At 49.3% G+C, this 25,568-nt stretch carries 23 protein-coding genes; all 23 read right to left on the reverse strand.

Going from position 1 to position 25,568, the window contains the following annotated elements; translation table 11 throughout:
* Positions 1-65 precede the first annotated feature (65 nt).
* A complete protein-coding gene (locus tag IEY46_RS13215; RefSeq protein WP_188992461.1) occupies positions 66-332 on the reverse strand; it encodes a stage V sporulation protein S in 267 nt (88 codons plus the stop codon).
* Between the two features lie 147 nt (positions 333-479).
* Positions 480-1,274, reverse strand: a complete 795-nt coding sequence (locus IEY46_RS13220) for a TIGR00282 family metallophosphoesterase (protein WP_188992462.1) — start codon at positions 1,272-1,274, stop codon at positions 480-482.
* Between the two features lie 72 nt (positions 1,275-1,346).
* A complete protein-coding gene (gene rny, locus IEY46_RS13225; protein ID WP_188992463.1) occupies positions 1,347-2,891 on the reverse strand; it encodes a ribonuclease Y in 1,545 nt (514 codons plus the stop codon).
* Between the two features lie 198 nt (positions 2,892-3,089).
* Positions 3,090-3,833 carry a RecX family transcriptional regulator gene (locus IEY46_RS13230; protein WP_188992464.1) on the reverse strand — a complete coding sequence of 248 codons (744 nt, stop codon included), beginning with the start codon at positions 3,831-3,833 and terminating at the stop codon, positions 3,090-3,092.
* A 150-nt stretch (positions 3,834-3,983) separates the two neighbouring features.
* On the reverse strand, positions 3,984-5,036 hold the full coding sequence (gene recA / locus IEY46_RS13235; protein ID WP_188992465.1) for a recombinase RecA: 1,053 nt from the start codon (positions 5,034-5,036) through the stop codon (positions 3,984-3,986).
* Positions 5,037-5,253: 217 nt separating this feature from the next.
* Complete coding sequence (locus tag IEY46_RS13240) at positions 5,254-6,504, reverse strand: competence/damage-inducible protein A (protein WP_188992466.1); 1,251 nt, start codon at positions 6,502-6,504, stop codon at positions 5,254-5,256.
* Between the two features lie 86 nt (positions 6,505-6,590).
* Entirely contained in the window at positions 6,591-7,169 is a 579-nt protein-coding gene (gene pgsA / locus IEY46_RS13245) for a CDP-diacylglycerol--glycerol-3-phosphate 3-phosphatidyltransferase (protein ID WP_188992467.1), read from the reverse strand.
* Positions 7,166-8,497, reverse strand: coding sequence for a 30S ribosomal protein S12 methylthiotransferase RimO (gene rimO / locus IEY46_RS13250; RefSeq protein ID WP_188992468.1), 1,332 nt, complete (start codon positions 8,495-8,497; stop codon positions 7,166-7,168). Before rimO ends, pgsA begins: the two co-directional genes overlap by 4 nt.
* Positions 8,498-8,640: 143 nt before the next feature.
* A complete protein-coding gene (locus IEY46_RS13255) occupies positions 8,641-9,132 on the reverse strand; it encodes a YajQ family cyclic di-GMP-binding protein (RefSeq protein ID WP_188992469.1) in 492 nt (163 codons plus the stop codon).
* 120 nt (positions 9,133-9,252) lie between these two features.
* Entirely contained in the window at positions 9,253-10,233 is a 981-nt protein-coding gene (locus IEY46_RS13260; protein WP_188992470.1) for a helix-turn-helix domain-containing protein, read from the reverse strand.
* Positions 10,234-10,250: 17 nt separating this feature from the next.
* Positions 10,251-11,015: a DUF3388 domain-containing protein gene (locus tag IEY46_RS13265; RefSeq protein WP_188992471.1), complete on the reverse strand. Its 765-nt coding sequence runs from the start codon at positions 11,013-11,015 to the stop codon at positions 10,251-10,253.
* Positions 11,016-11,146: 131 nt separating this feature from the next.
* Positions 11,147-11,398 carry a DUF3243 domain-containing protein gene (locus IEY46_RS13270; protein WP_188992472.1) on the reverse strand — a complete coding sequence of 84 codons (252 nt, stop codon included), beginning with the start codon at positions 11,396-11,398 and terminating at the stop codon, positions 11,147-11,149.
* A gap of 150 nt (positions 11,399-11,548) precedes the next feature.
* Positions 11,549-12,280 carry an elongation factor P 5-aminopentanone reductase gene (gene ymfI / locus IEY46_RS13275; protein ID WP_188992473.1) on the reverse strand — a complete coding sequence of 244 codons (732 nt, stop codon included), beginning with the start codon at positions 12,278-12,280 and terminating at the stop codon, positions 11,549-11,551.
* A gap of 14 nt (positions 12,281-12,294) precedes the next feature.
* Entirely contained in the window at positions 12,295-13,581 is a 1,287-nt protein-coding gene (yfmH, locus tag IEY46_RS13280) for an EF-P 5-aminopentanol modification-associated protein YfmH (protein WP_188992474.1), read from the reverse strand.
* Positions 13,582-13,584: 3 nt separating this feature from the next.
* Complete coding sequence (gene yfmF / locus IEY46_RS13285; RefSeq protein WP_188992475.1) at positions 13,585-14,865, reverse strand: EF-P 5-aminopentanol modification-associated protein YfmF; 1,281 nt, start codon at positions 14,863-14,865, stop codon at positions 13,585-13,587.
* Positions 14,866-15,007: 142 nt separating this feature from the next.
* Positions 15,008-15,787, reverse strand: coding sequence for a spore cortex-lytic enzyme (sleB, locus tag IEY46_RS13290; RefSeq protein ID WP_188992476.1), 780 nt, complete (start codon positions 15,785-15,787; stop codon positions 15,008-15,010).
* A 93-nt stretch (positions 15,788-15,880) separates the two neighbouring features.
* A complete protein-coding gene (locus IEY46_RS13295) occupies positions 15,881-18,562 on the reverse strand; it encodes an FtsK/SpoIIIE family DNA translocase (protein ID WP_188992477.1) in 2,682 nt (893 codons plus the stop codon).
* Between the two features lie 133 nt (positions 18,563-18,695).
* Positions 18,696-18,920, reverse strand: coding sequence for a YlzJ-like family protein (locus IEY46_RS13300; RefSeq protein WP_188992478.1), 225 nt, complete (start codon positions 18,918-18,920; stop codon positions 18,696-18,698).
* Positions 18,917-19,663: a ClpP family protease gene (locus IEY46_RS13305; RefSeq protein ID WP_188992479.1), complete on the reverse strand. Its 747-nt coding sequence runs from the start codon at positions 19,661-19,663 to the stop codon at positions 18,917-18,919. Before IEY46_RS13305 ends, IEY46_RS13300 begins: the two co-directional genes overlap by 4 nt.
* Positions 19,664-19,899: 236 nt before the next feature.
* Positions 19,900-21,579, reverse strand: a complete 1,680-nt coding sequence (locus IEY46_RS13310) for a ribonuclease J (RefSeq protein WP_188992480.1) — start codon at positions 21,577-21,579, stop codon at positions 19,900-19,902.
* 562 nt (positions 21,580-22,141) lie between these two features.
* Positions 22,142-23,020, reverse strand: coding sequence for a 4-hydroxy-tetrahydrodipicolinate synthase (gene dapA / locus IEY46_RS13315; protein ID WP_188992481.1), 879 nt, complete (start codon positions 23,018-23,020; stop codon positions 22,142-22,144).
* Between the two features lie 116 nt (positions 23,021-23,136).
* Positions 23,137-24,351, reverse strand: coding sequence for an aspartate kinase (gene dapG, locus IEY46_RS13320; protein WP_188992482.1), 1,215 nt, complete (start codon positions 24,349-24,351; stop codon positions 23,137-23,139).
* An 82-nt stretch (positions 24,352-24,433) separates the two neighbouring features.
* Positions 24,434-25,471 (reverse strand): aspartate-semialdehyde dehydrogenase, encoded by a 1,038-nt coding sequence (locus IEY46_RS13325; RefSeq protein WP_188992483.1) that lies wholly within the window; start codon positions 25,469-25,471, stop codon positions 24,434-24,436.
* Positions 25,472-25,568: the final 97 nt, after the last annotated feature.

The raw sequence follows: 25,568 nt of genomic DNA on the forward strand, positions 1-25,568 counted from the left end.
AACCTGTCTACAACGTAAACAGGTTTACAATTAACAGGTTCAACGTACAGATTCATGAGGCAACCTTATCTTGGTTCCACAATAAGTTTGATAGCTGTGCGATCTTCTCCATCTATGACGATGTCTGTAAACGCCGGAATGCAGATCAGATCCACTCCGCTCGGAGCCACGAAACCCCGTGCTATCGCAACAGCTTTTACCGCCTGGTTCAATGCACCAGCCCCGATAGCCTGCAGCTCGGCTGCTCCACGTTCACGCAGCACACCCGCCAATGCCCCTGCAACGGAATTAGGATTGGACTTTGCTGAAACTTTTAATACATTTACGTCCATATAAAGTACCTCCTCGGGAATGATGGATGGATACCACTATTTAGATAGTATTCGAGGGAGGCAATAAAATTCCTTCTTTATTGGCGTAACCTTTGCAAAATGTTCTGAATTGTGAGAATTTTCGAACTTTCATAGGAATGCTATAAATCACATCATGACCAGGTCAGTCTCCGTCATGCGTATTTTTTGGATTCGCTTGGCTTGCCCTGTAGTCTCGTCGATATCGATCAGAGCCGCATGAAAATGCCAATCTCCTTCATCCACAATAAAACGGGTCGGCATCTGCGTCCTGAATTTATACAGGACCGCTTCGCGTTCCATCCCAAGAACGCCTTCCTTGGAGCCTACCATGCCTACATCGGTCAAATAGGCGGTTCCACCCGGCAATATCGTATCATCATTGGTTTGTACATGGGTATGTGTCCCCACGACGAATGAAGCTCTGCCATCCAGATACCAGCCCATCGCAATCTTCTCCGAAGTAGCCTCAGCATGAAAATCAACCAGGATACATTTGGTTTCCGTTCTGATCTGATCAACCAGCTCATCCGCTTTGCGGAACGGGCAATCGATTGGCGGCAGGAATGTCCGGCCTTGAAGATTGACAATCGCCAATTCTTTGCCGTTAGCTTTAATGATTGCGGCCCCCCGCCCCGGTGCTTCCTCGGAGAAATTGGCTGGACGGACGATACGCGGCTGGTCATCGATCCATTCAAAGATATCTTTGTTGTCCCAGGTATGGTTGCCCATAGTTATTCCGTGGACCCCCGCCTCCAACAGCTCTTTGACAATTGCGGCTGTAATCCCCCGTCCTGCTGCCGCATTCTCACCATTGGCAATGATGATATGGGGATTGTATTTGCTTTTGAGCGCAGGCAGAATTTTTTTGACCGCTGTGCGGCCGACGCTGCCGACAATATCACCGATAAATAAAACGTTCATCTCTTAACCCCTCTTATATAGACCAGAAAAGTGGCCGCAAGCAGCCACTTTTCCAGTTTCTTTCTGATTTTGTTATTTGGCGTACTCGACTGCACGCGTCTCGCGAATGACTGTCACTTTAATATGACCCGGATAATCGAGTTCACTCTCGATTTTCTTCGTAATGTCACGCGCCAGGCGGAATGCTTCGGTATCGTCTATCTTGTCCGGTTGAACCATGACACGAACCTCGCGTCCTGCTTGTATTGCATATGATTTCTCTACGCCTTCAAACGACTCGGAAATGCCTTCCAGTTTCTCCAGACGTTTGATATACGTTTCGAGCGTTTCACGCCTTGCTCCAGGTCTAGCAGCGGACAATGCGTCTGCAGCTCCAACAAGCATGGCAATGACCGATGTCGCTTCGCAATCGCCGTGATGCGATGCGATACTGTTGATGACAACCGGATGTTCTTTATATTTCTTGGCCAGCTCCACGCCAATTTCAACATGTGAGCCCTCAACTTCATGGTCAAGCGCTTTGCCGATATCATGAAGCAATCCCGAACGTTTTGCGAGCGTTATATCTTCTCCTAGCTCCGCTGCCATAAGTCCGGTCAAATAGGCGACTTCCATGGAATGCTTTAATACGTTTTGACCATAACTCGTCCGATATTTCAATCGGCCTAAAATTTTGATCAAATCCGGATGTAAACCATGCACGCCAACCTCGAAGGTGGCTTGCTCCCCGTATTCGCGGATTCGTTCATCCACTTCCTTGCGTGATTTCTCGACCATCTCTTCGATGCGGGCAGGATGGATACGGCCATCTGCAACCAGCTTCTCGAGCGATGTGCGGGCAATCTCGCGGCGTATCGGATCGAATCCGGACAAGATGACCGCTTCCGGTGTATCGTCAATTATGAGATCGATACCGGTCAACGTTTCCAGGGCACGAATATTACGGCCTTCGCGTCCAATAATACGGCCTTTCATTTCTTCATTCGGCAACGTTACGACGGATACGGTAGTTTCCGCCACGTGATCCGCTGCACAACGCTGAATGGCTAGCGAAATGATGTTGCGGGCTTTCTTATCAGCTTCTTCTTTTGCCTGCTGTTCAATCTCTTTAATCATTTGAGCAGTTTCATGACGAACTTCCAACTCAACATTGTTCAGGATAATCTGTTTGGCTTCATCCATTGTTAAATTAGAGATACGCTCAAGCTCACTAAGCTGCTGCTTGTAGAGAGAATCGATCTGTTCCTGTGTCTCCTCGATCCGTTTCTCTTTGTTGGCTACTTGTTCTTCTTTGCGCTCCAGCGTTTCTATCTTTTTATCCAACGACTCTTCCTTTTGAACAAGCCGTCTTTCAAGACGCTGTACCTCATTACGACGTTCGCGAATATCTCTCTCGGCCTCGGTACGGAGCTTGTGGACTTCGTCTTTCGCTTCAACGACTGTTTCTTTCTTGAGCGCTTCTGCTTCTTTACGCGCACTGTCAACGATCTGACTTGCGGCTTGCTCGGCGCTAGAAATCTTGGCCTCGGCGATTGACTTTCGAATAAAATACCCGATACCAAAGAAAATCACACCAACAACGAGAACGATCAGGATCCAAACCCAATCTTCTGGCATCTTCTCACCTCCTCGTTGCTCACCAAAGCAAACGCTTGGGACTATTTTGTTTTCCAGCCGGTTTTTAACCCGATCCATACATAGCATTTTGACGAAATAAATCGTTTCGAATCAATTTTTGGAAGAAAAATCGACTCTGGAAGTAAGAATACATATTCATTTTATCTGTTGTGAAAATCACTTGTCAAGGGTAAGCCCTTATTCATCATCGCTGCCAGGCCGGCTTGCCTCTTTAACAGCCTGTTTAACAACAGTACCCGGGAAGCCCCGCCTCAGCAAAAATGCCATCAGTTTCCGCTTCCTGTCCCGCACTTCTCCTTTTATATACGGCCATTTCTTCTTGGCGGCGCGAATAGCCGTCTCGGTCTCCATATCCAGATCGAGCCCTGCGGACGCTTCCTTGGCCGTTTCCCTGCTTATTCCGCGATGCTCCAGCTCCTGCTGGAGAAGGCGTCTCCCCTTTAATTGGCTGCGCATTCTTTGTGCGGCGAATTGATTGGCATAGGAAACATCATCGACCAGCCTTTCTCCCTGCAATCTCTCAAGCGCTTTGGCGATCGCGGATTCTTCCATTCCTTTGCGAATCAGATAACGGGATATTTCCTTCTCCGTACGCGGGCGGGCCCCCAAATAAGTCAGACCCAAAATATAAGCGCGGTGATCGTTATCTTTATCTGCAATTTGCTTCAACTCGCCGGGATCAATCTGCCTTCCCTTGAGAAGTCTGTAGCTTATGACCAAATCCTCATGAACGGAAGTCAGCGGTTCATCGCTTCCATTCATATAGAGATGATAACGGCGCTTTTCTTTCTTGTCCTGTTCAATTCCGGTTATGAGCAGCATGCCTTCCTCCACAACTTCTTCAAAATCCAATGATTCATCGAATGGCTGTGATGGTTCAGACTCATCATGCTTTTGCTGCCCCCGTTTTCTATCCTTCATTCCCTGGCTGCCCCTCTCCTGTTTGTTTCCTTGAGCTTCACCCGAAATGAATGGCCTTCAAAACAGCTCCCGTTCTGTATCATGCAGAAAAGCACCTATAAAGGTGCTCTTCTGGTTTCTATTCATAAATAAGAATGGATGACGTCTGGATTATTCCAAGTCAAGGTCCAACTCGTCTTCATCCTCATCGTCCTGAGCAGAAGCAGCGAGCGCGGCTGCAGATAAATGGCTCGCTTCGCGAATCTGATTCTCAATGATTGTGGATGTATCAGGGTGATCCTTCAAGAACTGCTTGGCATTCTCCCGGCCTTGACCCAAACGTTCCCCATTGTAAGAAAACCAGGCTCCGCTCTTCTGCACGATATCCATTTCGACTCCGATATCGACAATGCTGCCTTCCTTGGAAATACCTTCACCGTACATAATATCAATTTCAGCCTGTTTGAAAGGCGGAGCCACTTTGTTCTTGACGACTTTAATCCGCGTCCGGTTACCCACCATGTCATTGCCTTGTTTGATGGATTCAATACGGCGAACATCAAGCCGAATCGTGGAATAGAATTTCAATGCGCGTCCACCCGGCGTTGTCTCTGGGTTACCGAACATGACGCCAATTTTCTCACGCAATTGGTTGATGAAAATCGCAATTGTCTTGGATTTGCTGATCGCACCCGACAGCTTGCGCAGTGCCTGCGACATCAGCCGCGCCTGCAAGCCGACATGGGAATCGCCCATCTCGCCTTCAATTTCGGCTTTGGGTACAAGCGCTGCCACGGAATCGATAACGACAATGTCTACCGCGCCGCTGCGAACCAGGGCTTCCGCAATTTCAAGTCCCTGTTCCCCTGTGTCAGGCTGCGAGAGCAGCAGTTCATCGATATTAACGCCAAGCTTGCTGGCGTAAAGCGGATCAAGCGCATGCTCCGCATCGATGAAAGCAGCTTGTCCACCCACACGCTGCACCTCTGCAATGGCATGCAGAGCTACTGTCGTCTTACCGGAGGATTCCGGTCCATACACTTCAATAATCCGGCCTCTGGGCAATCCACCGATCCCGAGGGCGATATCAAGAGCTAAGGAACCGGTAGATACCGTTTCCACTTTCATATGATTGGATTCACCAAGCTTCATAATGGAGCCTTTACCAAATTGTTTCTCTATTTGACGTAATGTCGTTTCAAGCGCAGCGCGACGATCTGACAACGCGTTCACATCCTTCATTGTTTATAATGTAATAATACCTTGTTTTTCATATAAAAACAATAGTTTTTGCGAACATATATTCTTATTTTTTCTCATCGGCCGATGAATAAAAAAAGAACCGCAGCAAAGTAATCTCCGCTACGGTTCTTCCGTCAACTAAGGTTAAGTATAAGCTATTTTCCGATATCTGACAAGTAGTACTCGCAGGCGGATCCTCTCAATCGACAGACAGCAGCCGCCAGAACCTGTAGAGAATCGCCTTGGCCGAGCGAAGTCTGATTATGTCCCGGTTACCGCTCAGCATCGCCTTGTGCACCACCGTCGGCTTACCGCGCTCTGCAATGCCGAAGAAGACCGTCCCAACGGGCTTGCCTTCTGCTTCGCTAGGACCGGCCACCCCGGTGAGCGACAAGCCGAAGTCGCAATCCGTCAGTTCGCGCACCCGTTCCGCCATCATGGCCGCCGTTGACTCGGAAATCGCTCCCGGCGCATCTGTACCCTCCAGTTGGGCCAAAGGAATTCCCAGCAGCTTGTGTTTCATATCATTGGTGTAGGTAACGACTCCACCAACAAACTCCCCGCTGCTCCCCGGCAATGAAGTCACCAGCTCCGCAAGCATGCCGCCGGTCAGACTCTCTGCTGTGGCAAACCTGCGCCCTGTCACCCTTAACAGGCGCAATACGGCTTCCTCTAGCGGAATATCCTCAGTGGCAAACAGATACTGGCCGACACGCTGCTTGATTTGCTGCTGTGCAATGTCCAGACGGGCGACCGCTTCATCCAAGGAAACCGCCTTGGTGGAAAGACGGATAGCAACCTCACCTTCTTTGGCATAAGGAGCGATTGTAGGATCGGACTGTGAATCGATCAGATCAATAATCGCCTGCTCCAGGCTGGATTCCCCGATGCCGGCAAATTTAAGCAAGCGGGAGAATAGTGTCTGCTGCTCCCCCATTACGCTGCGCAGCCACGCTTTAGCAGGGCCGTCAAACATCGGCTTCATCTCACGCGGAGGTCCGGGGAGCAGCACATAGTGCATGCCACTTTCAAGCAACGCATTGCCGACTGCAAGTCCCGCACTGTTCTCCAGAGGATCGCTGTCTTCAATTTGATTGGCCTGCCTGCGATTGCTTTCAACCATATGTATGCCGCGCGATGAGAATAGCGCTTCAATTTTCACCATGGAAGGCTCATGTATGTGAATGCCTCTGTTCAAATAGCCGGCGAGAGCATCCTTTGTAAGATCGTCCTGGGTAGGTCCGAGACCGCCCGTAAAGACGATCAAATCGGCACGCTGACGCGCGATTTCGATGGCTTGAACAATTCGGGCTGCATTGTCCCCCACGACGGTCTGGAAATATACATCGATGCCGAGTTCAGCCAGCCCTGCGGAAATATAAGTAGCATTCGTGTTCACGGTCTGACCCAGCAGCAGTTCTGTCCCTACGGCAATAATTTCAGCGCGCATGCACTCCACTCCATTCCATTCCATTATGTAATTTAAAAACATCATTCCCGGTATGAACAGAGAATGATGTTTCATAAATCATACATTTACTCCGTTAGTGGAATAAGATTCTTGTTTTTGAGGAAATAATCGATACCGGAATAGACGGTGATCAGGGCTGCTGCCCAGCTTGAAATAAGGTCGAACCGGAAGTCGAGGAAAGTAAAAGGGAAATTATTCAGCAGCAAATCGATAATCATCGTAATTTGGACCGCTGTTTTCCATTTGCCCCAGGTGCTTGCAGCAAGGACCTTACCCTCCAGAAGGGCGATTTGACGAAGTCCGGTTACCGCAAATTCCCGGCTGATGATTACGATGGCGATCCAGGCGTCGAGCTTATCCATTTCGACAAGCGAAATCAGCACGGCTGCCACAAGAAGCTTATCCGCTAACGGATCAAGGAGTTTTCCCAGGTTCGTCACGATTTTGTTCTTGCGGGCAATATAGCCGTCAAGCCCATCCGTACTGGCCGCTACGATAAAAATCAACGCAGCCAGTATCTGATTCCAGGTAATCGAGAAATCATCAAACGTAAGTGGCTTCAAATCCACATTAATGAGCAACAAAAACATTATAATCGGAACCAGGAATATCCGTATCAATGTGATCCGATTGGCTATATTCACGAGGATAGCCCCTCCCCGGACATATCAAATTCATAAGCATGCGTAATTCGCACTCTCTGAATTTCACCAATTCCAGCCGTGCAATTGGAAATGAAAACTTCACCGTCAATTTCCGGCGCGTCATACGGTGAGCGGCCCACATAGATGTCGCTTCGTCCGTCATAACGTTCCACGAGCACCTCAATATCGCTGCCGATATGCCTGCCGCTAATTTCCTTGGAGACCTGGCGCTGGATTTCCATGAGCGTGTTGGCTCTCCACTCGATTACATCGCTTGGCACATGGTCGGGAAGCCGGACAGCCGGAGTATCTTCCTCGCTTGAATAGGAGAAAACGCCCAAGCGGTCGAATTTCATTTCCCGTACAAAATCACAAAGACGATTGAAGTCTTCTTCTGTTTCACCCGGGAAACCAACGATAATGGAAGTCCGAAGCGCGACATCCGGAATTCTTGACCGGATTTTGGCGACGAGCTCGCGGGTATCCCGCTGGCGGCCAGGTCTGCGCATCCGCTTAAGAATGGAATCTTCGCTGTGCTGCAAAGGCATATCGATATAATTGCAAACCTTCGGATTGGATGCAATCGTATCGATCAGCTCATCCGTAAAAAATCCGGGATAAGCGTAATGCAGTCTGACCCATGCGATACCTTCCACCTCGCTGACACGATTTAGCAGCTCAGGCAGCATGAACTTGTCATATAGATCCGTTCCGTAATTGGTCGAATCCTGGGCAATCAGGCTTACTTCCTTCACGCCCTGATCAGCAAGCTGCTGGACCTCGGCAACGATGGATTCCATTGACCGGCTGCGGAATTTTCCCCGCATAATCGGAATCGAGCAGAAAGTACAGGCATTGTCACAGCCCTCTGCTATTTTGACATATGCCGTATAGCGGGGAGTCGTAACCAGCCGCGGAAGCTTCTGATCATAATCAAAAGCGGGATTGCCCACCTTAACCGGCCTTTTTCCGCGCAGTGCCTCATCGACAATATCATTGATATGGTGAAAATCGCCTGTCCCGACAATACCGTCAATTTCCGGCATTTCCTCCATCAACTGTTTCTTGTAACGCTGGGTCAAACAGCCCGAAACGATCAGCGCCTTCAAACGTCCGGTCTGTTTAAACTCAGCCATATCCAGAATCGTATTAACCGATTCTTCCTTGGCAGCGTCAATAAATCCGCATGTGTTTACAATGATTACCGTAGCATCATCAGCCTGATCCACCAGCTGATAGCCCCGTTCATTGACTAATCCAGACATAATCTCTGAATCGACTAAATTTTTCTCACAGCCTAATGTTACTACTTTCACTCGTTCTGTCATCATGTATCCCCCAGATTCCTCCGAAAAGCTATCTCAACAAGTATAATACAAGGCATAAAGCGTGTCAAAATAGGAAAGAGTCCTCCCGCGCAAAGGTATGCGTCAATAAGAGGACTCTCACCGCTGTTACGGTCCATTCAGCTTTACCGGTAGTTAGTAAATTGCAATTCAATTTGCAAATCCGCCCCGCGCAGCAACGCCATAACGGCTTGCAGATCATCGCGGCTTTTTCCGGTAACCCGGATCTGATCTCCCTGAATCTGGCTTTTCACTTTCAGCTTGGAATCCCGGATCAAAATATTAATTTTTTTGGAGATGTCCTGCTCGATACCCTGGCGCAATTTAACCCGCTGTCTGACGGATGAAGCAGAAGCCGATTCAATCTTGCCGAAATCCATATTTTTGATGGGCACGCCCCGTTTTACCATCTTTGATTGCAGGATATCGATGACGCTTTTGAGTTTGTATTCATCATCGGATACGATCACGATATCTTCTTTTTCCAGGGAGATTTTGCTTTTGCTTCCTTTAAAATCAAAACGCGTCTCAATTTCCTTTTCTGCCTGGGTGATCGCATTCGTCAATTCCGCCATATCCACTTTTGAAACAATATCAAATGCGCTTTCCGAACTCATTATCGCCAGCAGCTCCTTTTTCCAATGATTTCTGAACGTATTATAACCGATCCTTATGAATAAGAAAAGACATCCTTACACATGTCTTGTTGAGCATGGCGGATGTCTTCCTCATTTTTTCTATTGACTTTCCGGTGCATTGTTCTGGTTTTGGTCCGTCTTGCCGGTAGCGGTATCCGTGTCTTCCGCCGGAGTCAGCTGCATTTTATGGGATCCTGTTTGATCCTTGTCTTCGATTAGAACCCCGTCAATTGTAACTTCGACCAGATTGGCATGGGCTATATTGATATAGATCTGACCCTCCACCTCAGCGGAATCGCTCTCTCCGTCCTGAAGTGTCTTCTGGTATAACGATTTGCCCGATTTGGAATTCTGGTTGATTCCCACCCAACTGCTACCACCTGTGAGTTTGAAGGTAATCGTGTGCTTGCCCGCTCCCGGAGAATATATATAATAATCTGTTTTGCCAGTCGAACGATCCAGCGTCAATGTCATCGTCTGGGGTGTCTGGCTGTTATCCGGACCCTGCGGAGTAGAACCGTCGGTGCCATTGCCAGTGTCCGTGCCTGGCGTCTCGCCGTCATTCGTATCAGGTTCCTTGCCGGCATTCGTGCCGCCATCCTCCGGCTTTTTGCCGGTGCCTCCCGATACGGGCGGCTCGGTCTTATCTGTCATTCCTGTCTGATCGACAGACTCCATATCCTTCCCGCCAGGGCGGTTTATAGCAAATACATACACGACAATAACGATAAGCAGAAGAAATGACCACATCAGTATACGGAATCCGAATCTGCTCCAGCCGTCGGAGGTTGGCGTTTGGGAACGGCGCGGCCGCTGTACGGGTTCGGTAATTTGCTCAGGGGCGGCAGATGGAATTTCCTTCTGATACAAGCGCAGCACTTCATCCGCATCAAGGCCGACGTTTTCAGCGTAGTTTTTTACAAAAGCACGCACATAAAACGTCCCGGGGAGAACGGAATAATTTCCTTCTTCAATAGCTTCCAGATAATGCTTGCGTATTTTTGTCAAATCTTGAATGTCATCAAGCGATAATCCCCGCTGATCCCGTGCTTTGCGCAATAAAGCGCCCAAATCCGACATGATCACACCTCCTGTTCTTAATATTCATGAAATCCCGATGTAATTAAGTCATAAGAAATTTCTTCGTCAGGCGTATTGCGCAGCTCAATGATATAATCAAAAGCACTGTAGTCATATTCCGATTCTTTAATAAACATATCCGGGTGTTCAATGACCTTTGTGCAGGGCATCGCCATGATTTCCTGAAGCAGCGCATGATGTTTCTCATTGGACCGCACCGTGCTGACGATTCCGTCAATGATAAAGATATTATTGGGATTCATTTCTTCTTCGGATAATTGGCTGCGAACGGTTTGACGGAGCAGTGTTGACGAAACGAAGGTCCATCGTTTATTCGAGCATACGCTTCCCGCAATAATAGATTCCGTCTTGCCTACCCGCGGCATTCCACGAAGTCCGATAATCTGGTTGCCATCCCTCTTGAATACTTCACCAAGGAAATCGACAAGCAAACCAAGCTCGTCCCTTGTAAAACGAAAGGTCTTGCGGTCATCGGAATCGCGTTCGATATATCTGCCGTGGCGTACAGCCAAAATATCAACCAGCTTAGGCTCTCTAAGCTTCAGTACCGTTATATTATCAACCTTCTGCAGCATTCTGCCGAGAATTTCGATTTTTTCCTCATCATTGGTCTGCAGCAGCATGCCCCGCGTGCGGTTCTCAACACCATTGATCGTCACGATATTGACTTCAAGCATTCCCAGTAATGACGCGATATCCCCCAAGAGACCGGGACGGTTTTTATGTATTTTATATTCCATATACCATTGTTTTACTTCCATATGACACCTCATCCGAGGAAATAAGTTCAAGAGATTATTCTACAATATTCGTCAAAATCCTGCAACAAACAAACGAAGAGAAGATTGCAGAAAAGCCTCCATGAAGGGAGGCTCTTCCGCATTGCAAGCTGCTACGATTTTTGTACAAGCTTGACCATCAGCCCAGCGATGGTTTTGCGTTCTTCTTCATTACCAACTTCCCATATTTCTTTAAGCGCTTGTTCCTGTTCATTTTTGGGATCGACCTTTTCGCCAAGAAATGAGCCGATCTCATAAGCAAGATCCGAAATGGAATCCTCGCTCAGACCGATGTTCTTTCCGTGCTCCACCCGCTCAGCCAAAAACTTTTTCCATGTTTCGAAATTAGAAAGGACGTTTGCCATGATATTGCCGCCTCCTTATGCGTGTTGACCGTTACCCGGTAACATAACGTATTTTGCACGCAAAGGCTCTTTCTTATACGACGAGGCGAGTGTCAAATAAGTTTCAAAATCCTTTAAATTTCGCCACATACGGCTATTAAGCAGCAGGTTTCATGTCAGCCAGCCGCCGTTCGGACTAATAATCTGCCCGGTAATGTAAGCCGATTCCGGAAGAGCCAGAAAATAGACAAGCGAAGCAATTTCATCCGGCTGTCCAAGACGGCCCGCAGGAATTTCCATCTCCAGCGCTGACAATTCCGCAGCTTCAAGATTATTCAGCATGACGGTATTGACAGCTCCTGGAGCCACAGCATTAACCGTCACACCTGAAGGCGCAAGCTCTTTGGCCAGCGCCTTGGTAAATGCATTCATTCCGCCTTTGGTCGTCGAATAGAGCACTTCACACGATGCCCCTGACAAGCCCCAAATCGATGAAACGTTTATGATCCGTCCAAAGCGCTGCGTCACCATGGCGGGCATAAATAGCTGTGTACACAGAAACATGCCTTTCAAGTTTACCGCCATTACGTCTTCCCATTCTTCTTCCGAAACATCCGCAAGCATGCCCGTGTGGGCAATTCCGGCATTATTCACAAGGATATCCGGAATTAATCCGCGCGCATCAAGCTTCTCCTGCATACGAATTAAATTCTCCTTCGAGCGGATGTCGGCGGAAACCGTCATCACATTTGCCGCGCCAAGGCGAAGGCAGCCTCTGGCTGTTTCATTGGCCGCTTCATGGGCTTCGTTGTAATGAATAACAACGTTCATGCCTTCCTTGGCAAACCGGTGCGCCACTGCAGCGCCGATTCCGCGGCTTCCCCCCGTCACCAGCACTGTCATTTCATTAAAGGTTTTCAAGGAGAAGTTTTGGCCACAATGGATACTGCCATCCGATCCCAATTGAAATGTTCCCGCAGCCTTTCATTGGCTTCCGCAAGTGTGATGTCCTCGTAAATCGGCAGCAGCTTGAACAAGTCGGCGCCACGGAAACGGTACCGGGTGAACTCGCCGGCAATCGCTTCAGGGGAATTCAGCATCCGCAAGTACCCGCCAATTTTCTTGCGTCTGGTTCGTTCAAATGTCTGTACATTAAGCCCGGTTGCCTTAGCGGCTTCAATGGCTTCCTTCAACCGCTCCAGCAGCTTGTCGGGATCCGGCGTTTCCCCGCCGATAACTGAAAACCCGTAATCCTCGCTGCTGTTGTATTCATAACCGAAGGAATCAGAGATCAGATTGTCATCGTACAATGCGTTATAAATCGGCGAGCTTGAACCAAGCAGCGCATCCAGCATTAATTTGGTCGTCAGCTCCTTGCGCATCAAAGCGGCCGGATCCTGAATCCCCGGGATTTCCTTAAAGCCAATCATGCACTTGGGCATGGAAACGGGCAGCACCGCCGTTTTACGGGCGTCCCTGACGAACTCCGGTTCGGGATCAAAGAACCGGTTAATAGGACCTTGAGGCTCATAGGACTTTTGCGCCTGGTTGTTGCGGACAAGCTCTATGATTTTGCCGGCATCGACACCGCCTACAATAAACAAGAACATATTGGAAGGATGGTAAAAGGTTTCATAACAAGTGTAAAGGGTTTCCTTATCGATCTTGGCAATCGATTCAGCCGTTCCCGCAATATCGATATGAATAGGGTGGGTATTATACAAGGCAGCGATTAGCCCGAAATAGACCCGCCAATCTGCATTATCGCGGTACATGTTGATTTCCTGCTCAATAATACCTTTTTCTTTCTCCACATTCTCATCCGTGAAGTAAGGATTTTGCACAAAATTCAACAGCGTCGCAAGGTTCGCCTCGATTTGCTCGGTTGCGGAAAACAGATACACGGTCCGGTCAAAGCTTGTATACGCATTTGCGGATGCACCTTGCGAAGCGAATGTTGCAAATATGTCGCCCGTTGGTTCTTCAAACATTTTATGCTCAAGAAAATGGGCAATTCCGTCCGGAACGGATACGGGCTTTTGGTCGCCCACGGAAAACCGGTTGTCGACAGAGCCGTATCGGGTTGAAAATGTCGCATAGGTTTTGCTGAAACCTTCCTTGGGCAAAACAACAACCTCAAGCCCGTTCGGAAGAACCTCACGGTAGATCGTTTCTTGTACGCCTGGATAAGCCAATGTTTCCATCGCTTAACCCTCCTTCCTGTCACGCAGGAAATAAATCGTATCCAGTTCGGTTTTTTGAGCGATGGCGGCGATCTGCCCGGCAGTAACCGCCTGCACCTGATTCAGCAGCTCGTTTGCAGAGCGTTCACGTCCTGTCAATACAGCATTGAAATCAAATCCAATCATTTCATTGGCGGAATCCTGCAATTCACGAAGATGATTGGCGATCATCGCCTTGGTCTGGTTCATTTCCAGATCGCTGTATATCCCGGTTCGCATGCTTGCCAGCTGCTCCTCAATTATCACTTTCGCTTTGTCGAAATTGTCAATTTCAATGCCCGATTGAACGGTGCAAATTCCTTGATGGCCATCCAGCCTTGATGCGGCATAATAGGCCAAACTGGCTTTCTCCCTGACATTCAAAAACAGCTTGGAATGCGGGTACCCGCCCAAAATGCCGTTATACATCAGCGCAGCAGGGTAATCCTCATCTCCGTATGAAGTATTGATGCGAAGACCCATGTTCAGCTTGCCTTGACTGACGTCCATCTCTTCAATAACGGTCCTGACTTCCCCGCTCTTCCCTGCAACAGCCGGCATCTTGTAGGAAGACGGCGTACCGGACTCCATCTTGAAGGCTTCCGCAACAAGCGATTTCACTTCCTCAAGCGTCGTATCCCCCACGACATACAAATCAAATGCCGCTTCGGACATTAGCTTGCGGTAGCTCTCCGTTAAGGATCGCGGCGTAATCACATCGATATCGGCCAGCTGGCCCAGCGGGTGAAGCCGGTAGGGCTCATTCACGAACATTTCTTCCAGACACCGCTCCGCAGCATACCGGATTTTATCATTAATTATGGCTTCCAGACGTTTGCGGAGCGTATCTTTCTCGGCTTTGACGTATTTATCGCGAAAATGACCGTTCTCTTCGGCCGGAGCGGTCAGCACCTCGCCGAGAAACTTCAGCGAAGAAGCCAGAAGCGGCTGATCGGAAGAAACAAAACGGTCGTTGATAACATCCATGCGGAACTGGATGATTTGCGAGTCTCCCCGCTTATACACATCGAAACCGAAACCGGCTCCATAGAGCTCATCCAAACGCTCCCGAAACGCGATGGTTTCCGGTGTGGATGACGTGCCACGCCGAAGCACAAAAGGAATCAGAGCGTTGGAAGTGACGGTCTCTTCCCTAAGCGGCGTACCCATATAAAGCGAGATGGAGAATGTCTTGAAACGTTGTGTAGGCAAGACATGCAATCGTATACGGTTAAACTGCCCTCGTTCAAATGCAGATTTGGTCACGCCTCGCGTCCCCTTCCGCCTTATAGTTTCTTTAAACCTAAGTAATCTATTCCAATTTCTGATGCTCTATTCCATTTTACCCGATGGGAAATGGAAGAAGCAACCCGCATTCATAAACGGGCTGCTTCAGGTGATGCTTGTGTTACATGCAAAAAATGTGTTTGCCGATCGTCTTAACCTGCGGCCGAGTCCAAATCCATTTGGAGGTCGCCGTCACCGGGTTGAAATAATAAAGACAGCCGCCGGAAGGATCCCAGCCGTTAATGGCGTCATCCACAGCTTTTCTGGCATTTTCGTTAGGCGTCAGCCAAATTTGACCGTCAGCCACGGCCGTGAAAGCGCCGGGTTGAAAAATAACGCCCGATACTGAATTTGGAAAGCTTGGCGATTTGACGCGGTTCAAAATTACGGCTGCCACAGCTACCTGACCGACATACGGCTCGCCTCGTGACTCGCCGTAGACAGCATTGGCCATCAGCTTCAAGTCGTTAGCGGAAAAACCCAGCTTGGAGGATTTGGTTTCATTCGAATCATTGTCGGATTTACCTCCACCACCGCCCCCAGTAGAAGGAGCAGCAGGTGTTTCTTCCGCGGTAGGTTTCCAGCTTTTGGTCGCTTCCCATAGCTTCAGCTTGGTTTTCGCTCCGACAACACCATCGGATTTCATACCGAATTTCCATTGAAACCAAGTAACGGCATTTTTAGTCGTCGGACCAAACTGACCGTCAATCTTGCCGTTAAAGAAACCCAGATACTTTAAACGGCCCTGCAGCTCATTGACATCCTTACCCGAAGAACCGGACTTTAATGTTGCACTGCTGAAAGTTTCGGCCGTTTCTCCGCTGTTGGCGTGCTTTAGGGTAAACGCGCCGAACACCAGAAGGACGATGACAACTGTCAACGTTATCAAGCGATTTCTCATCTTAGGAATCTGCCTTTCTATTGCGGATTCTAAAAGCAGCGGAGCTTATTCCTAGTATGAGAAATCAGATTGCCTTCTATGCACGAATTTAACTCAGGAGCTAATCTTTCCTGCATCATACTGATCAATGGTAAGAAGAACCTCACGCGGCTTGCTGCCTTCATAGGGCCCGATAATATTGCGGGCCTCCATTTGGTCTATCAGGCGCGCCGCGCGTGTATAGCCGACGCGCATGCGCCTCTGAAGCAGTGACACGGAAGCTTGCTTGGCCTCCAGAACAATCCGGACCGCCTGGTCATACAACTCATCGATCTGTTCGTCCACATCCGGTAGGGAATCATCCACCTCGGGAACGAGATCATCCGTATACTCCGCTTCGGCCTGTCCGCGCGAATAATTGACGACAGCTTCCACCTCCTGATCCGATAGAAAGGCGCCCTGCACGCGGATGGGCTTGGACATTCCGACCGGCAGGAACAGCATATCCCCCCGACCGAGAAGCTTCTCCGCTCCGACCATATCCAGTATGGTTCTGGAATCGACTTGAGACGATACGCCAAAAGCTATCCTTGAAGGAATATTCGCTTTGATCAGTCCCGTGATAACATCTACTGACGGTCGCTGCGTGGCGATGATCAGATGAATGCCTGCGGCACGCGCCATCTGCGCAAGACGGCAAATGGCATCTTCGACGTCATTGGCGGCGACCATCATCAGGTCGGCCAATTCATCTACGATAACAACAATATAAGGCAGCACTGCGGACGGATTCTCAACCATCAGATTGTTGTATCCCTCAATGTTGCGTGTGCCGGACTTGGAGAAAAGCTCATAACGTTTTTCCATTTCCACTACGATTTTCTTCAAAGCCAGCGAAGCCCTTTTGGGGTCGGTCACAACGGGTGCAAGAAGATGGGGAATGCCATTGTAAACGTTGAGCTCAACCATCTTCGGATCAACCATGAGAAACTTTACCTCATCCGGTCGTGCCTTATATAGAATGCTTGTAATAATGCCGTTGATACAAACGGATTTACCGGAGCCAGTAGCTCCGGCTACAAGCAAATGGGGCATTTTAGCAAGATTACCGACGATCGTCTGTCCCGATATATCTCTTCCGAAGGCAATGGACAGCTTCGAAGGCGCATTCAAAAAGGCCGGCATTTCCATAACCTCACGCATGGTGACGACCGACACTTCGGTATTAGGCACTTCGATACCGATAGCAGATTTTCCGGGAATAGGAGCTTCCATACGAATATCCTTCGCAGCCAGAGCAAGAGCGATATCATCGGTCAATCCCACGATCCTGCTGACTTTCACTCCCGTTGCGGGCTGTACCTCGTATCGGGTAACGGCAGGCCCGCGCACGACATCAAGTACCTTGGCGCGTACCCCGAAGCTCTCAAGCGTTGCTTCCAGCTTTCTTCGGGAGTCGTTGGCGTCTGCTGCTTCCCCTGCTCTGCCGCTGCCGCTAGGCTTGACCAGGAGGGAAAGCGAAGGCAGTTGGTATGGCTTGGCTGCAGGCACACGGGGAACAGCAGCTCCCTGTGCCTCCCCGCCTTCCAAGGGGTCGCCGGTTTCGATTGCCGGGCTGACCAGCGGTGAGCTCGGCGATGCGATACTGGAGAATTCTTCTTCTCCATCTTCATCTTCGGCAGCAAATTCGTCAGCCTTATCGCTGTTCAAATGTGCCTTTGCACTCATTTCCGAGGCAAATTTTCCGTGCACCTCTCCACTGCTGTCAAAAGCCGGGGACTGCCCCCCACGAAGGAGCTCGTCCAGCTCATCCGGGATTGCGGCGGAGTCAGATTCGGATGCGTTGTATGCTCCCCACTTATCAACGCCTTCCTCCTCCTCAATCTCCCACTGCATGGCTCTTTTGCGATTAGCTCCGCTCCCTTCAACGGGTGGTTCATCTTCCATCTGCCATTCGTCTTTACCCTGGGGATCCTCGGAACCGGATTTATCATTGAACCATGAGAAAAAAGCAAGCTTCTTCCTTGCTCCCGTTCGTGGTCTCGGCCGGTAAAGATCCTCGTCCTCGTCCTCGTCATCCAGATCCCCGCTTTGAATAAGCGCAGCTCCTTTGACACCGCCAGCCTGTTTGGCCGGAGAGGCAGCAAGATGAGAAGCACGTTTGGCCGCCAGCTTCGCGCTAAGCAGGGAGAGCAATCGTCCGCCGCGCACACGCAGTGCTTTGATTAAATCCACATAGGATTTGCCCGTCATCAGCATAATAGAAATGGCAAACATGACGATCATGATGAATTTTGCGCCAAAATATCCAAACAGCCAGTACAACAGCGTGTACTGAATGGCACCTGCATACCCGCCGCTTACTGCCCTTGGCGCTATGCTTCCATCATCAATGGCCGGAGAATCGATCAGGGATGCACGGATATCGCCGCCCAGCTGCGTTAATATGTAACCGGAGGTCAAGCCGCCGGTAGGTTCTGTTTTCTGATCCATGACCGTAATGGAGCTCATCAGCGTAAAAGCCAGCACAAGCAGCAGAATCCCGGTCTTCCTTGTGGACCATCCGGAAGGCCACACACGCTTGATCATTACGGACAAACCCACGTATATCCCCACAAGAGCCAAAACAAAATAAAACTTACCCAGCATCAAGCCAAACAACTTGGATAAAGAACGTCCAACCGTCGCTTCACCCGAAAGGGCGATGACAGATAAAGTAATCAGCAATATGCCGTATACCTCATATTTAAGGCTCGTTCCGATCGAGCTCTTTTTTCTTCGTTTTTTTTTCGCCAACTTCAGTCACCTCTGGATGACATTATACCATACGAGCTCCCCCGCTGCCGCTACTAATCGCAAGACCAAGAAGACATATGCCCAGAGCAGCTAAGCGTACATATCAAACAACGAGCTCCCATTAATAATGAGATCAGGAAGAGAATTCTCCGAAAGCAATAACCGTACCCGGAGCAAAATCCGGCTTTAAATAGGCGTCCAACGGGCATTCCAGCAGCCTGACGATTTTACCGATACCTGGCGAAAGCGGTTCGATTTGCATTTTCACTCCGCTCATGGTTATTTCCACATACGGACCGGGCTGTTCATTCATTCCGTCCAGGACAAGCTCCAGCGGCATAGTCGTATACAAGGTCATTGCGGCAGCCCCCCAAGCCCAATCTTCTTGCGTTCTTCGATAAAACCGTTTAGCTCGATCAGCGCCTGCCCGATTCCGCCGACAGCGTCAATCAAGCCATGTTTTACCGCATCAGCCCCGATAACCGTTGTTCCGATATCCCGATTGAGCTCTCCGGTTTTGAACATCAATTCCTTGAATTTCTCGGTAGTTACATTGGAGTGTGAGGTTACAAAACGTACAACCCGCTCCTGCATCTTTTCCAAATATTCGAACGTTTGCGGAACACCGATCACCAAGCCGTTCATGCGGATGGGATGTATCGTCATGGTCGCCGTCTCGGCAATAAAGGATTTATCGCCGGCAACGGCTATCGGCACCCCAATGGAATGCCCTCCGCCCAGAACGAGGGTAACGGTGGGTTTGGTTAGAGACGAAATCATTTCGGCGATGGCAAGGCCGGCTTCGACATCTCCGCCCACGGTATTCAATACGACGATCAGGCCCTCGATTTTCGGATTCTGCTCCGCTGCGACCAGTTGGGGAATGATATGCTCATATTTGGTTGTTTTGTTTTGCGGAGGAAGCACGAGATGGCCCTCCACCTGGCCGATAATGGTCATGCAGAACACATTTGATTCCGCGGACGGCACCGTCGTTTGACCCAATTGTTGAATAACCTCTACTGCCGGGTTCGAGATTTTCCGGTCGCCTCCCGCCGGCTCCGGCTGCTCCGATTTCTGAAGTATATCGAATTCACTCATCTTCATCGTCCTCCCTGTACTCTGATCCTAATCAGTGCCTGTTTGAAACTTGCTCTGCATAGTATGGAAGGACAATCAATTATTATACGGGTTTTTCTGAAAAGAGACTAACGAATGCCGTATTTCAAATAGGCTTCATACAAACGCAAAAACGGCTTTCTCTTAAGACTGGCACAGCTGCCAGGTCCAAGAGAAAGCCGTTTGAGAAATTTCGATCAGAATCGAAGAGGATACAATTACACTTCCATAATGATCGGAAGAATCATGGGACGACGGCGCGTTTGCTCATACAAGAAACGGCCAAGCGCATCCTTCACGTTTGTTTTCAGGGAAGCCCATTCGTTGACTTTATCATTCATCAGCTTATGCAGCGTAGATGTCACGATGCGGTTAGCCTCTTCAAGCAGCCCTTCGGATTCGCGCACATACACGAAACCGCGGGAAATAATATCCGGACCTGACAGGATGGTGCCATCCTGTTTGCTAAGCGTAACGACAACCACCAGAATCCCGTCCTGTGACAGAAGCTTGCGGTCGCGAAGTACGATATTTCCTACATCTCCAACACCAAGACCATCTATCAAGACATTACCCGCAGGAACCTTGCTGCCTTTACGGGCTACTCCGCCCTGGACATCGATCGTATCTCCATTGTCGATAACGAAAATGTTTTCGCGTTCGATGCCGACAGCCTCGGCCAGCAGGGAATGCTGACGGAGCATGCGGTATTCGCCATGGATAGGAATAAAATATTTGGGTCTGATCAAATTCAGCATCAGCTTCAATTCTTCCTGGCTTCCGTGTCCGGAAACGTGTACGCCGGATACGGATCCAGGACCGTAAATCACGTTTGCGCCCAAGCGGAAAAGCTCATCGACGGTACGTCCAACATAACGCTCATTACCCGGGATTGGCGTTGCCGCGATAATAACTGTATCACCTGGCAGGATATCCACTTTACGGTGCGTGGAGCGCGCCATACGGGTAAGGGCCGACATTGGCTCCCCTTGGCTACCAGTAGAAAGAACGACTACGCGGTCAGCCGCCATTTTGTTGATTTCCTCAGGCTCAATCAGCATTCCTTCCGGAATGGTTAAATAACCCAGTTCAGAAGCAATGGACACCACATTGACCATGCTGCGTCCAACGACTACAATCTTGCGTTTGGTAGCCATAGCCGCATTAATGACCTGTTGTATCCGATGAACGTTGGAGGCGAATGTGGCAATAACGACCCGCTGTGTCGCTTTACGGAAAATATCCTCAAGAGATGGCCCGATCATGCTTTCAGATGGCGTAAATCCCGGGCGTTCCGCGTTTGTACTGTCCGACAGCAAAGCCAGAACTCCGCGGCGGCCGATATCGGCAATTCGCTGAAGATCCGCATATTGGTTATTGACCGGAGTATGGTCGAATTTGAAATCGCCTGTATGAACGATTGTACCTTCCGGCGTATCCAGACATACCCCAACAGAATCGGGAATACTGTGATTGGTTTTGAAAAATGATGCTTTGATGGTGCCGAGCTGAATTTCGGAATCGGCATTGATCAGAATCCGTTTGGTTTCTCCCAGCAAGCCCGCTTCTTTCAGCTTGCCTTCAATCAATCCCAGGGTCAGCTTCGTTGCATAGACAGGCACATTCAAATGCTTTAATACATAAGGCAAACCGCCAATATGATCCTCATGACCGTGAGTGATCAGAATAGCCCGTACTTTGTCCTTATTTTCAGTTAAATAGGTAATATCCGGAATAACGATATCAATACCCAGCATATCTTCCTCTGGAAACTTCAAACCTGCATCCACTACGACAATGTCGTTCCCATATTGAACGACATACATATTTTTCCCAATTTCGCCGACGCCGCCCAAAGCAAATATGAGCAGCTTATCTTGGCTGTTTTTCTTTGACAATTGTATCCGTACCTCCTAATTTTTACGAAGTAAAACCAAATTCATAAGTGTAGAATCAATCACCCTCACGAAATAAAGTCGCTTCGTTTGCATGTTATATTTTTTACGAAGTAAACTTCGTAACCATGGTCCATATTGAAAGTGCCCCGTGAAATGCAAAGCAAAAATAGCGTCCGTTGACCTGAGCTTCGCGCTCTGGCATGACAATTCTCGCTTCCTAAGCTGCAAATCTTCCCGTGGAAGCAGACACCTACTGACCCGATCAGATGGGAAATCATCTATCAGAAAAGTATGTCCATATGCAGTTGTATGCCGCTCAATCATAGAAAAAAGGAATTCATTACTATTTGCCGCACACCATCACTTGTTCCCATTATACATGATTGAAATTATGAAACACAAGTAACGTGAAGAAACTGTTTGAAAAATGAATGCTGCAACTTGCCCTGCCAGATGTCTGCAGAGGTATGTATCACTACTGATCTGACCTTAGAAAAAATAAAAAAACCGATGCAAACGCACCGGCTTACAGGTGAGTGCTGCATAAAGAGCTGCAAGCAACTCAAGTTTTCAATAAAGCGCGAAGGGAGGCAAGCTCTTCTTCCGTAGGGGCCACAAGGGGCAGGCGTACCCCGCCTACAGGAAGCCCTCGCAAAGAAAGTGCCGATTTGATCAGAACCGGATTCGGGATCGGGTGGGGAAGCTCGAACATTCCTTTGAAAATGGGCAGACAAGCCCCATGTATACGGGCTGCTTCAATAACATTGCCCTCCAGGAAAGCTTCAATCATTTGTTTCATTTCCTGGCCAATGATATGACTGGTTACACTGACAACCCCATATGCGCCAACGGCCATCATCGGCAGGGCTGCGCTGTCGTCACCGCTGTATACGCGGAAGCCTTCCGGTGCTCCGGTTACAATTTGAGTGACCTGGTCGGTTGAGGCACACTCTTTGGTTGCCACAACATTCGGGATTTGCGCGAGTCTGAGGGTAGTATGTGCGTTCATGCTTACGACAGTGCGGCCCGGAACATTATACAGCATCACAGGCAGCGTTGTCGCCTCGGCAATGGCCTTAAAATGCTGAAAAATACCCTCCTGGCTAGGCCTGTTATAGTAAGGCACGACAAGGAGAATGCCGTCAACCCCGCACTGTTCGGCCTGCCGGGTCATCTCAAGAGAGTGGGCAGTGTCGTTATTGCCTGTTCCGGCGATGATTTTACAGCGGCCTGCAGCGTGTTTAACGACAAATTTGAAGAGGTCCAATTTCTCTTCATCGGTTAATGTAGGTGATTCTCCGGTTGTTCCGGAAACGACGATGCTGTCGCTCAGCTGTTCCTCAATTAAATAATCGACGACCCGGCCGGTTGCGTCCCAATTAATCGCTCCTTCCGCATCGAACGGAGTTACCATAGCGGTAACTAATCTTCCGAAATCCATTATGACTCCTCCTAGGATCGTTTAAAAATAAAGCAGGTCGTGTGTCTCCTGCTACACGCAAATCTCAATAAGGATAAAAGAACCCGTATAAAGGGTCTATAAAAAGACGGAGAAGTTTATTCGTGCAAGGAAAATTTCGCATGAAGCGCCCGCAGCGCATCTACCATGAAATTCTCATGCACCAGTACCCAGATCGTAGTATTGGAATCCGCTGATTGCAAAATCTGAATTCCTGATTCGGTCAGCGCCTCCACGATCTTGGCCATAATGCCGGGTACACCGTTCATCCCTCCGCCGATGACGGATATTTTGGCGCATCCGGTCACCACGGCCGGATCGTATCCGATTGCCTGCAGGACAGCGACAGCCTGTTCCGCATCCTGATCAAAAACCGTATAAACCGCCCCTCCAGGGGTCACGTTAATAAAATCCACACTGATGTGATGTCGAGCCATTGCCTGGAAAACCTGAAGCTGCACATCGTTATGCCCGTCCTGCGCATGGACTGTAATTTGCGTTACTCCGCTTACATGGGCAACACCGGTCACATGACGGTCGCGCACAGCCGCCCTTTGGTTGAAATCCAGCGAATCCGTAACGAGCGTTCCCTCATCCTCCGAGAAAGTTGAACGTACGCGAAGAGGGATCCTGGCCTGTTGGGCAATCTCCACAGCGCGGGGATGAATGACTTTAGCCCCCTGCCGGGCCATATTGCAAATCTCGGTATAGCCAACAACCGATAAAGCCCTGGCATCTTTAACGATCCGGGGATCAGCTGTCAGTATACCGTTCACATCGGTATAGATATCGACTCTCTCCGCCTTCAGGGCGGCACCGATCGCGGTTGCAGAAGTATCGCTTCCACCGCGTCCAAGGGTTGTCATTTCACCGGCTTCCGTCATTCCCTGAAACCCGGTGACGATCAAAACATGACCATCCTGCAGCGATTGCAGCATTCGATCCGTGCGTATTTCGACAATACGAGCACGTCCGAATTGACTATCCGTTATAATCCCCGCCGCACCGCCCGTCAAAGCTACGGCTGGTATCGAATGGGCATGCAAGAGTCCGCAAAGCATCGCAGCCGAGATTATTTCTCCGCAACCAAGAAGCATATCGCGTTCTCTGGCTGGCAAGCCTGCGCTATGATTGGGCAAAAGCGAGAGCAGCGTGTCCGTAGCATAAGGATCACCGCGCCGCCCCATTGCAGAGACGACAACGACGAGCTGGTGCTGTCGTTGCCGCTCTCTTTCAATATGACGAACAACAAAGGCTCTAGCTTCATCAGTGGAAAGCGAAGTCCCACCAAATTTCTGGACGAGGATGCGCATTGTCAAACCTCCGTATCCGTTACTTTAAAGAAAGGAACCGGATCGTTCTCGTTTGACCAACCGCTCACGTGCACATCTGTTGTTATTTACCGATTGCGATATATTCCGCAATTTGAACTGCGTTCCAGGCTGCACCCTTGAGCAGATTGTCGGAAACGATCCACATATTGAGACCGCGGGGAGACCCGAAATCACGGCGCAGACGGCCCACAAACACATCGGGTTTGCCAACTGCATCCGTAGCAAGCGGGTACTTCTGATTGGCAGGATCGTCGACCAGAACAAGACCTGGAGCGTCTGCCAGCAGTTGCTTAACTTCTTCCAGATCATAATCGTTTTTCAATTCCACATAAACCGACTCCGAATGACCATTAACAACAGGAATGCGTACACAGGTTGCCGTTACGTCGATCGATTCGTCATCCAGAATTTTTTTGGTTTCGCGGATCATTTTCATTTCTTCCAACGTATATCCGTTGTCCTGAAACTTATCGATCTGGGGAATAGCATTAAAAGCGATCTGATGCTTTACCGGAAGCGAGCCAACTGGCAGAATATCCGGAACCAGCTCGTTGCCCTCCAGCACTTCGCGCGTTTGACGCAGCATCTCGTCAATTGCCCGGCTGCCTGCCCCGGATACGGCTTGATACGTTGAGACGATAATGCGGGATATGCCGTATCGGTCCAGCAGCGGCTTAAGTGCTGCTACCATCTGAATCGTCGAACAATTGGGATTCGCAATCAGACCCTTGTGCTCGCTTACCTTATCAATATTCACTTCTGGCACAACGAGCGGGGTTTCAGGATCCATCCTGAACGCATTGGTGTTATCGATGCAAATCGCTCCATGCTCAATCGCATGAGGCGCAAGCTCCTTGGTAACATCGCCGCCGGCACTGAACAAGGCGATTTCCACACCCTCAAAGCTTTCCGGCTTTGCTTCTTCCACTATATGCTCCTGTCCCTTGAACATAATCTTCGTGCCGGCTGAGCGTTTTGAAGACAGCAGTTTTAATCCGGCAATCGGAAAGTTCCTTTTCTCAAGCAGACCCAAGATTTGTTCCCCTACTGCGCCTGTTGCCCCAACGACGGCAACGTTAAACAATTTTTGATTCGACATGTAGTCGTCTCCTTTCAAAATGAAACTTATGTCAAGGATTGCTCCAATTGCATACGAAATATAAATAAAAAATAATCCTCATTGCGCCGCCGTAATT

The sequence above is a fragment of the Paenibacillus nasutitermitis genome, assembly GCF_014641075.1.
GTDB lineage: Bacteria > Bacillota > Bacilli > Paenibacillales > Paenibacillaceae > Paenibacillus_Z > Paenibacillus_Z nasutitermitis.

Excerpts from the sequence above, each read along its gene's own strand:
- IEY46_RS13215 (WP_188992461.1), bottom strand. The coding sequence starts at position 332 with ATGGACGTAAATGTATTAAAAGTTTCAGCAAAGTCCAATCCTAATTCC.
- IEY46_RS13220 (WP_188992462.1), bottom strand. The coding sequence starts at position 1,274 with ATGAACGTTTTATTTATCGGTGATATTGTCGGCAGCGTCGGCCGCACA.
- rny (WP_188992463.1), bottom strand. The coding sequence starts at position 2,891 with ATGCCAGAAGATTGGGTTTGGATCCTGATCGTTCTCGTTGTTGGTGTG.
- IEY46_RS13230 (WP_188992464.1), bottom strand. The coding sequence starts at position 3,833 with ATGAAGGATAGAAAACGGGGGCAGCAAAAGCATGATGAGTCTGAACCA.
- IEY46_RS13240 (WP_188992466.1), bottom strand. The coding sequence starts at position 6,504 with ATGCGCGCTGAAATTATTGCCGTAGGGACAGAACTGCTGCTGGGTCAG.
- rimO (WP_188992468.1), bottom strand. The coding sequence starts at position 8,497 with ATGACAGAACGAGTGAAAGTAGTAACATTAGGCTGTGAGAAAAATTTA.
- IEY46_RS13255 (WP_188992469.1), bottom strand. The coding sequence starts at position 9,132 with ATGAGTTCGGAAAGCGCATTTGATATTGTTTCAAAAGTGGATATGGCG.
- IEY46_RS13260 (WP_188992470.1), bottom strand. The coding sequence starts at position 10,233 with ATGTCGGATTTGGGCGCTTTATTGCGCAAAGCACGGGATCAGCGGGGA.
- IEY46_RS13265 (WP_188992471.1), bottom strand. The coding sequence starts at position 11,015 with ATGGAAGTAAAACAATGGTATATGGAATATAAAATACATAAAAACCGT.
- IEY46_RS13270 (WP_188992472.1), bottom strand. The coding sequence starts at position 11,398 with ATGGCAAACGTCCTTTCTAATTTCGAAACATGGAAAAAGTTTTTGGCT.
- ymfI (WP_188992473.1), bottom strand. The coding sequence starts at position 12,280 with ATGACAGTGCTGGTGACGGGGGGAAGCCGCGGAATCGGCGCTGCAGTG.
- yfmH (WP_188992474.1), bottom strand. The coding sequence starts at position 13,581 with ATGGAAACATTGGCTTATCCAGGCGTACAAGAAACGATCTACCGTGAG.
- sleB (WP_188992476.1), bottom strand. The coding sequence starts at position 15,787 with ATGAGAAATCGCTTGATAACGTTGACAGTTGTCATCGTCCTTCTGGTG.
- IEY46_RS13300 (WP_188992478.1), bottom strand. The coding sequence starts at position 18,920 with ATGACCTTGTATACGACTATGCCGCTGGAGCTTGTCCTGGACGGAATG.
- IEY46_RS13305 (WP_188992479.1), bottom strand. The coding sequence starts at position 19,663 with ATGAGTGAATTCGATATACTTCAGAAATCGGAGCAGCCGGAGCCGGCG.
- dapA (WP_188992481.1), bottom strand. The coding sequence starts at position 23,020 with ATGGATTTCGGAAGATTAGTTACCGCTATGGTAACTCCGTTCGATGCG.
- dapG (WP_188992482.1), bottom strand. The coding sequence starts at position 24,351 with ATGCGCATCCTCGTCCAGAAATTTGGTGGGACTTCGCTTTCCACTGAT.
- IEY46_RS13325 (WP_188992483.1), bottom strand. The coding sequence starts at position 25,471 with ATGTCGAATCAAAAATTGTTTAACGTTGCCGTCGTTGGGGCAACAGGC.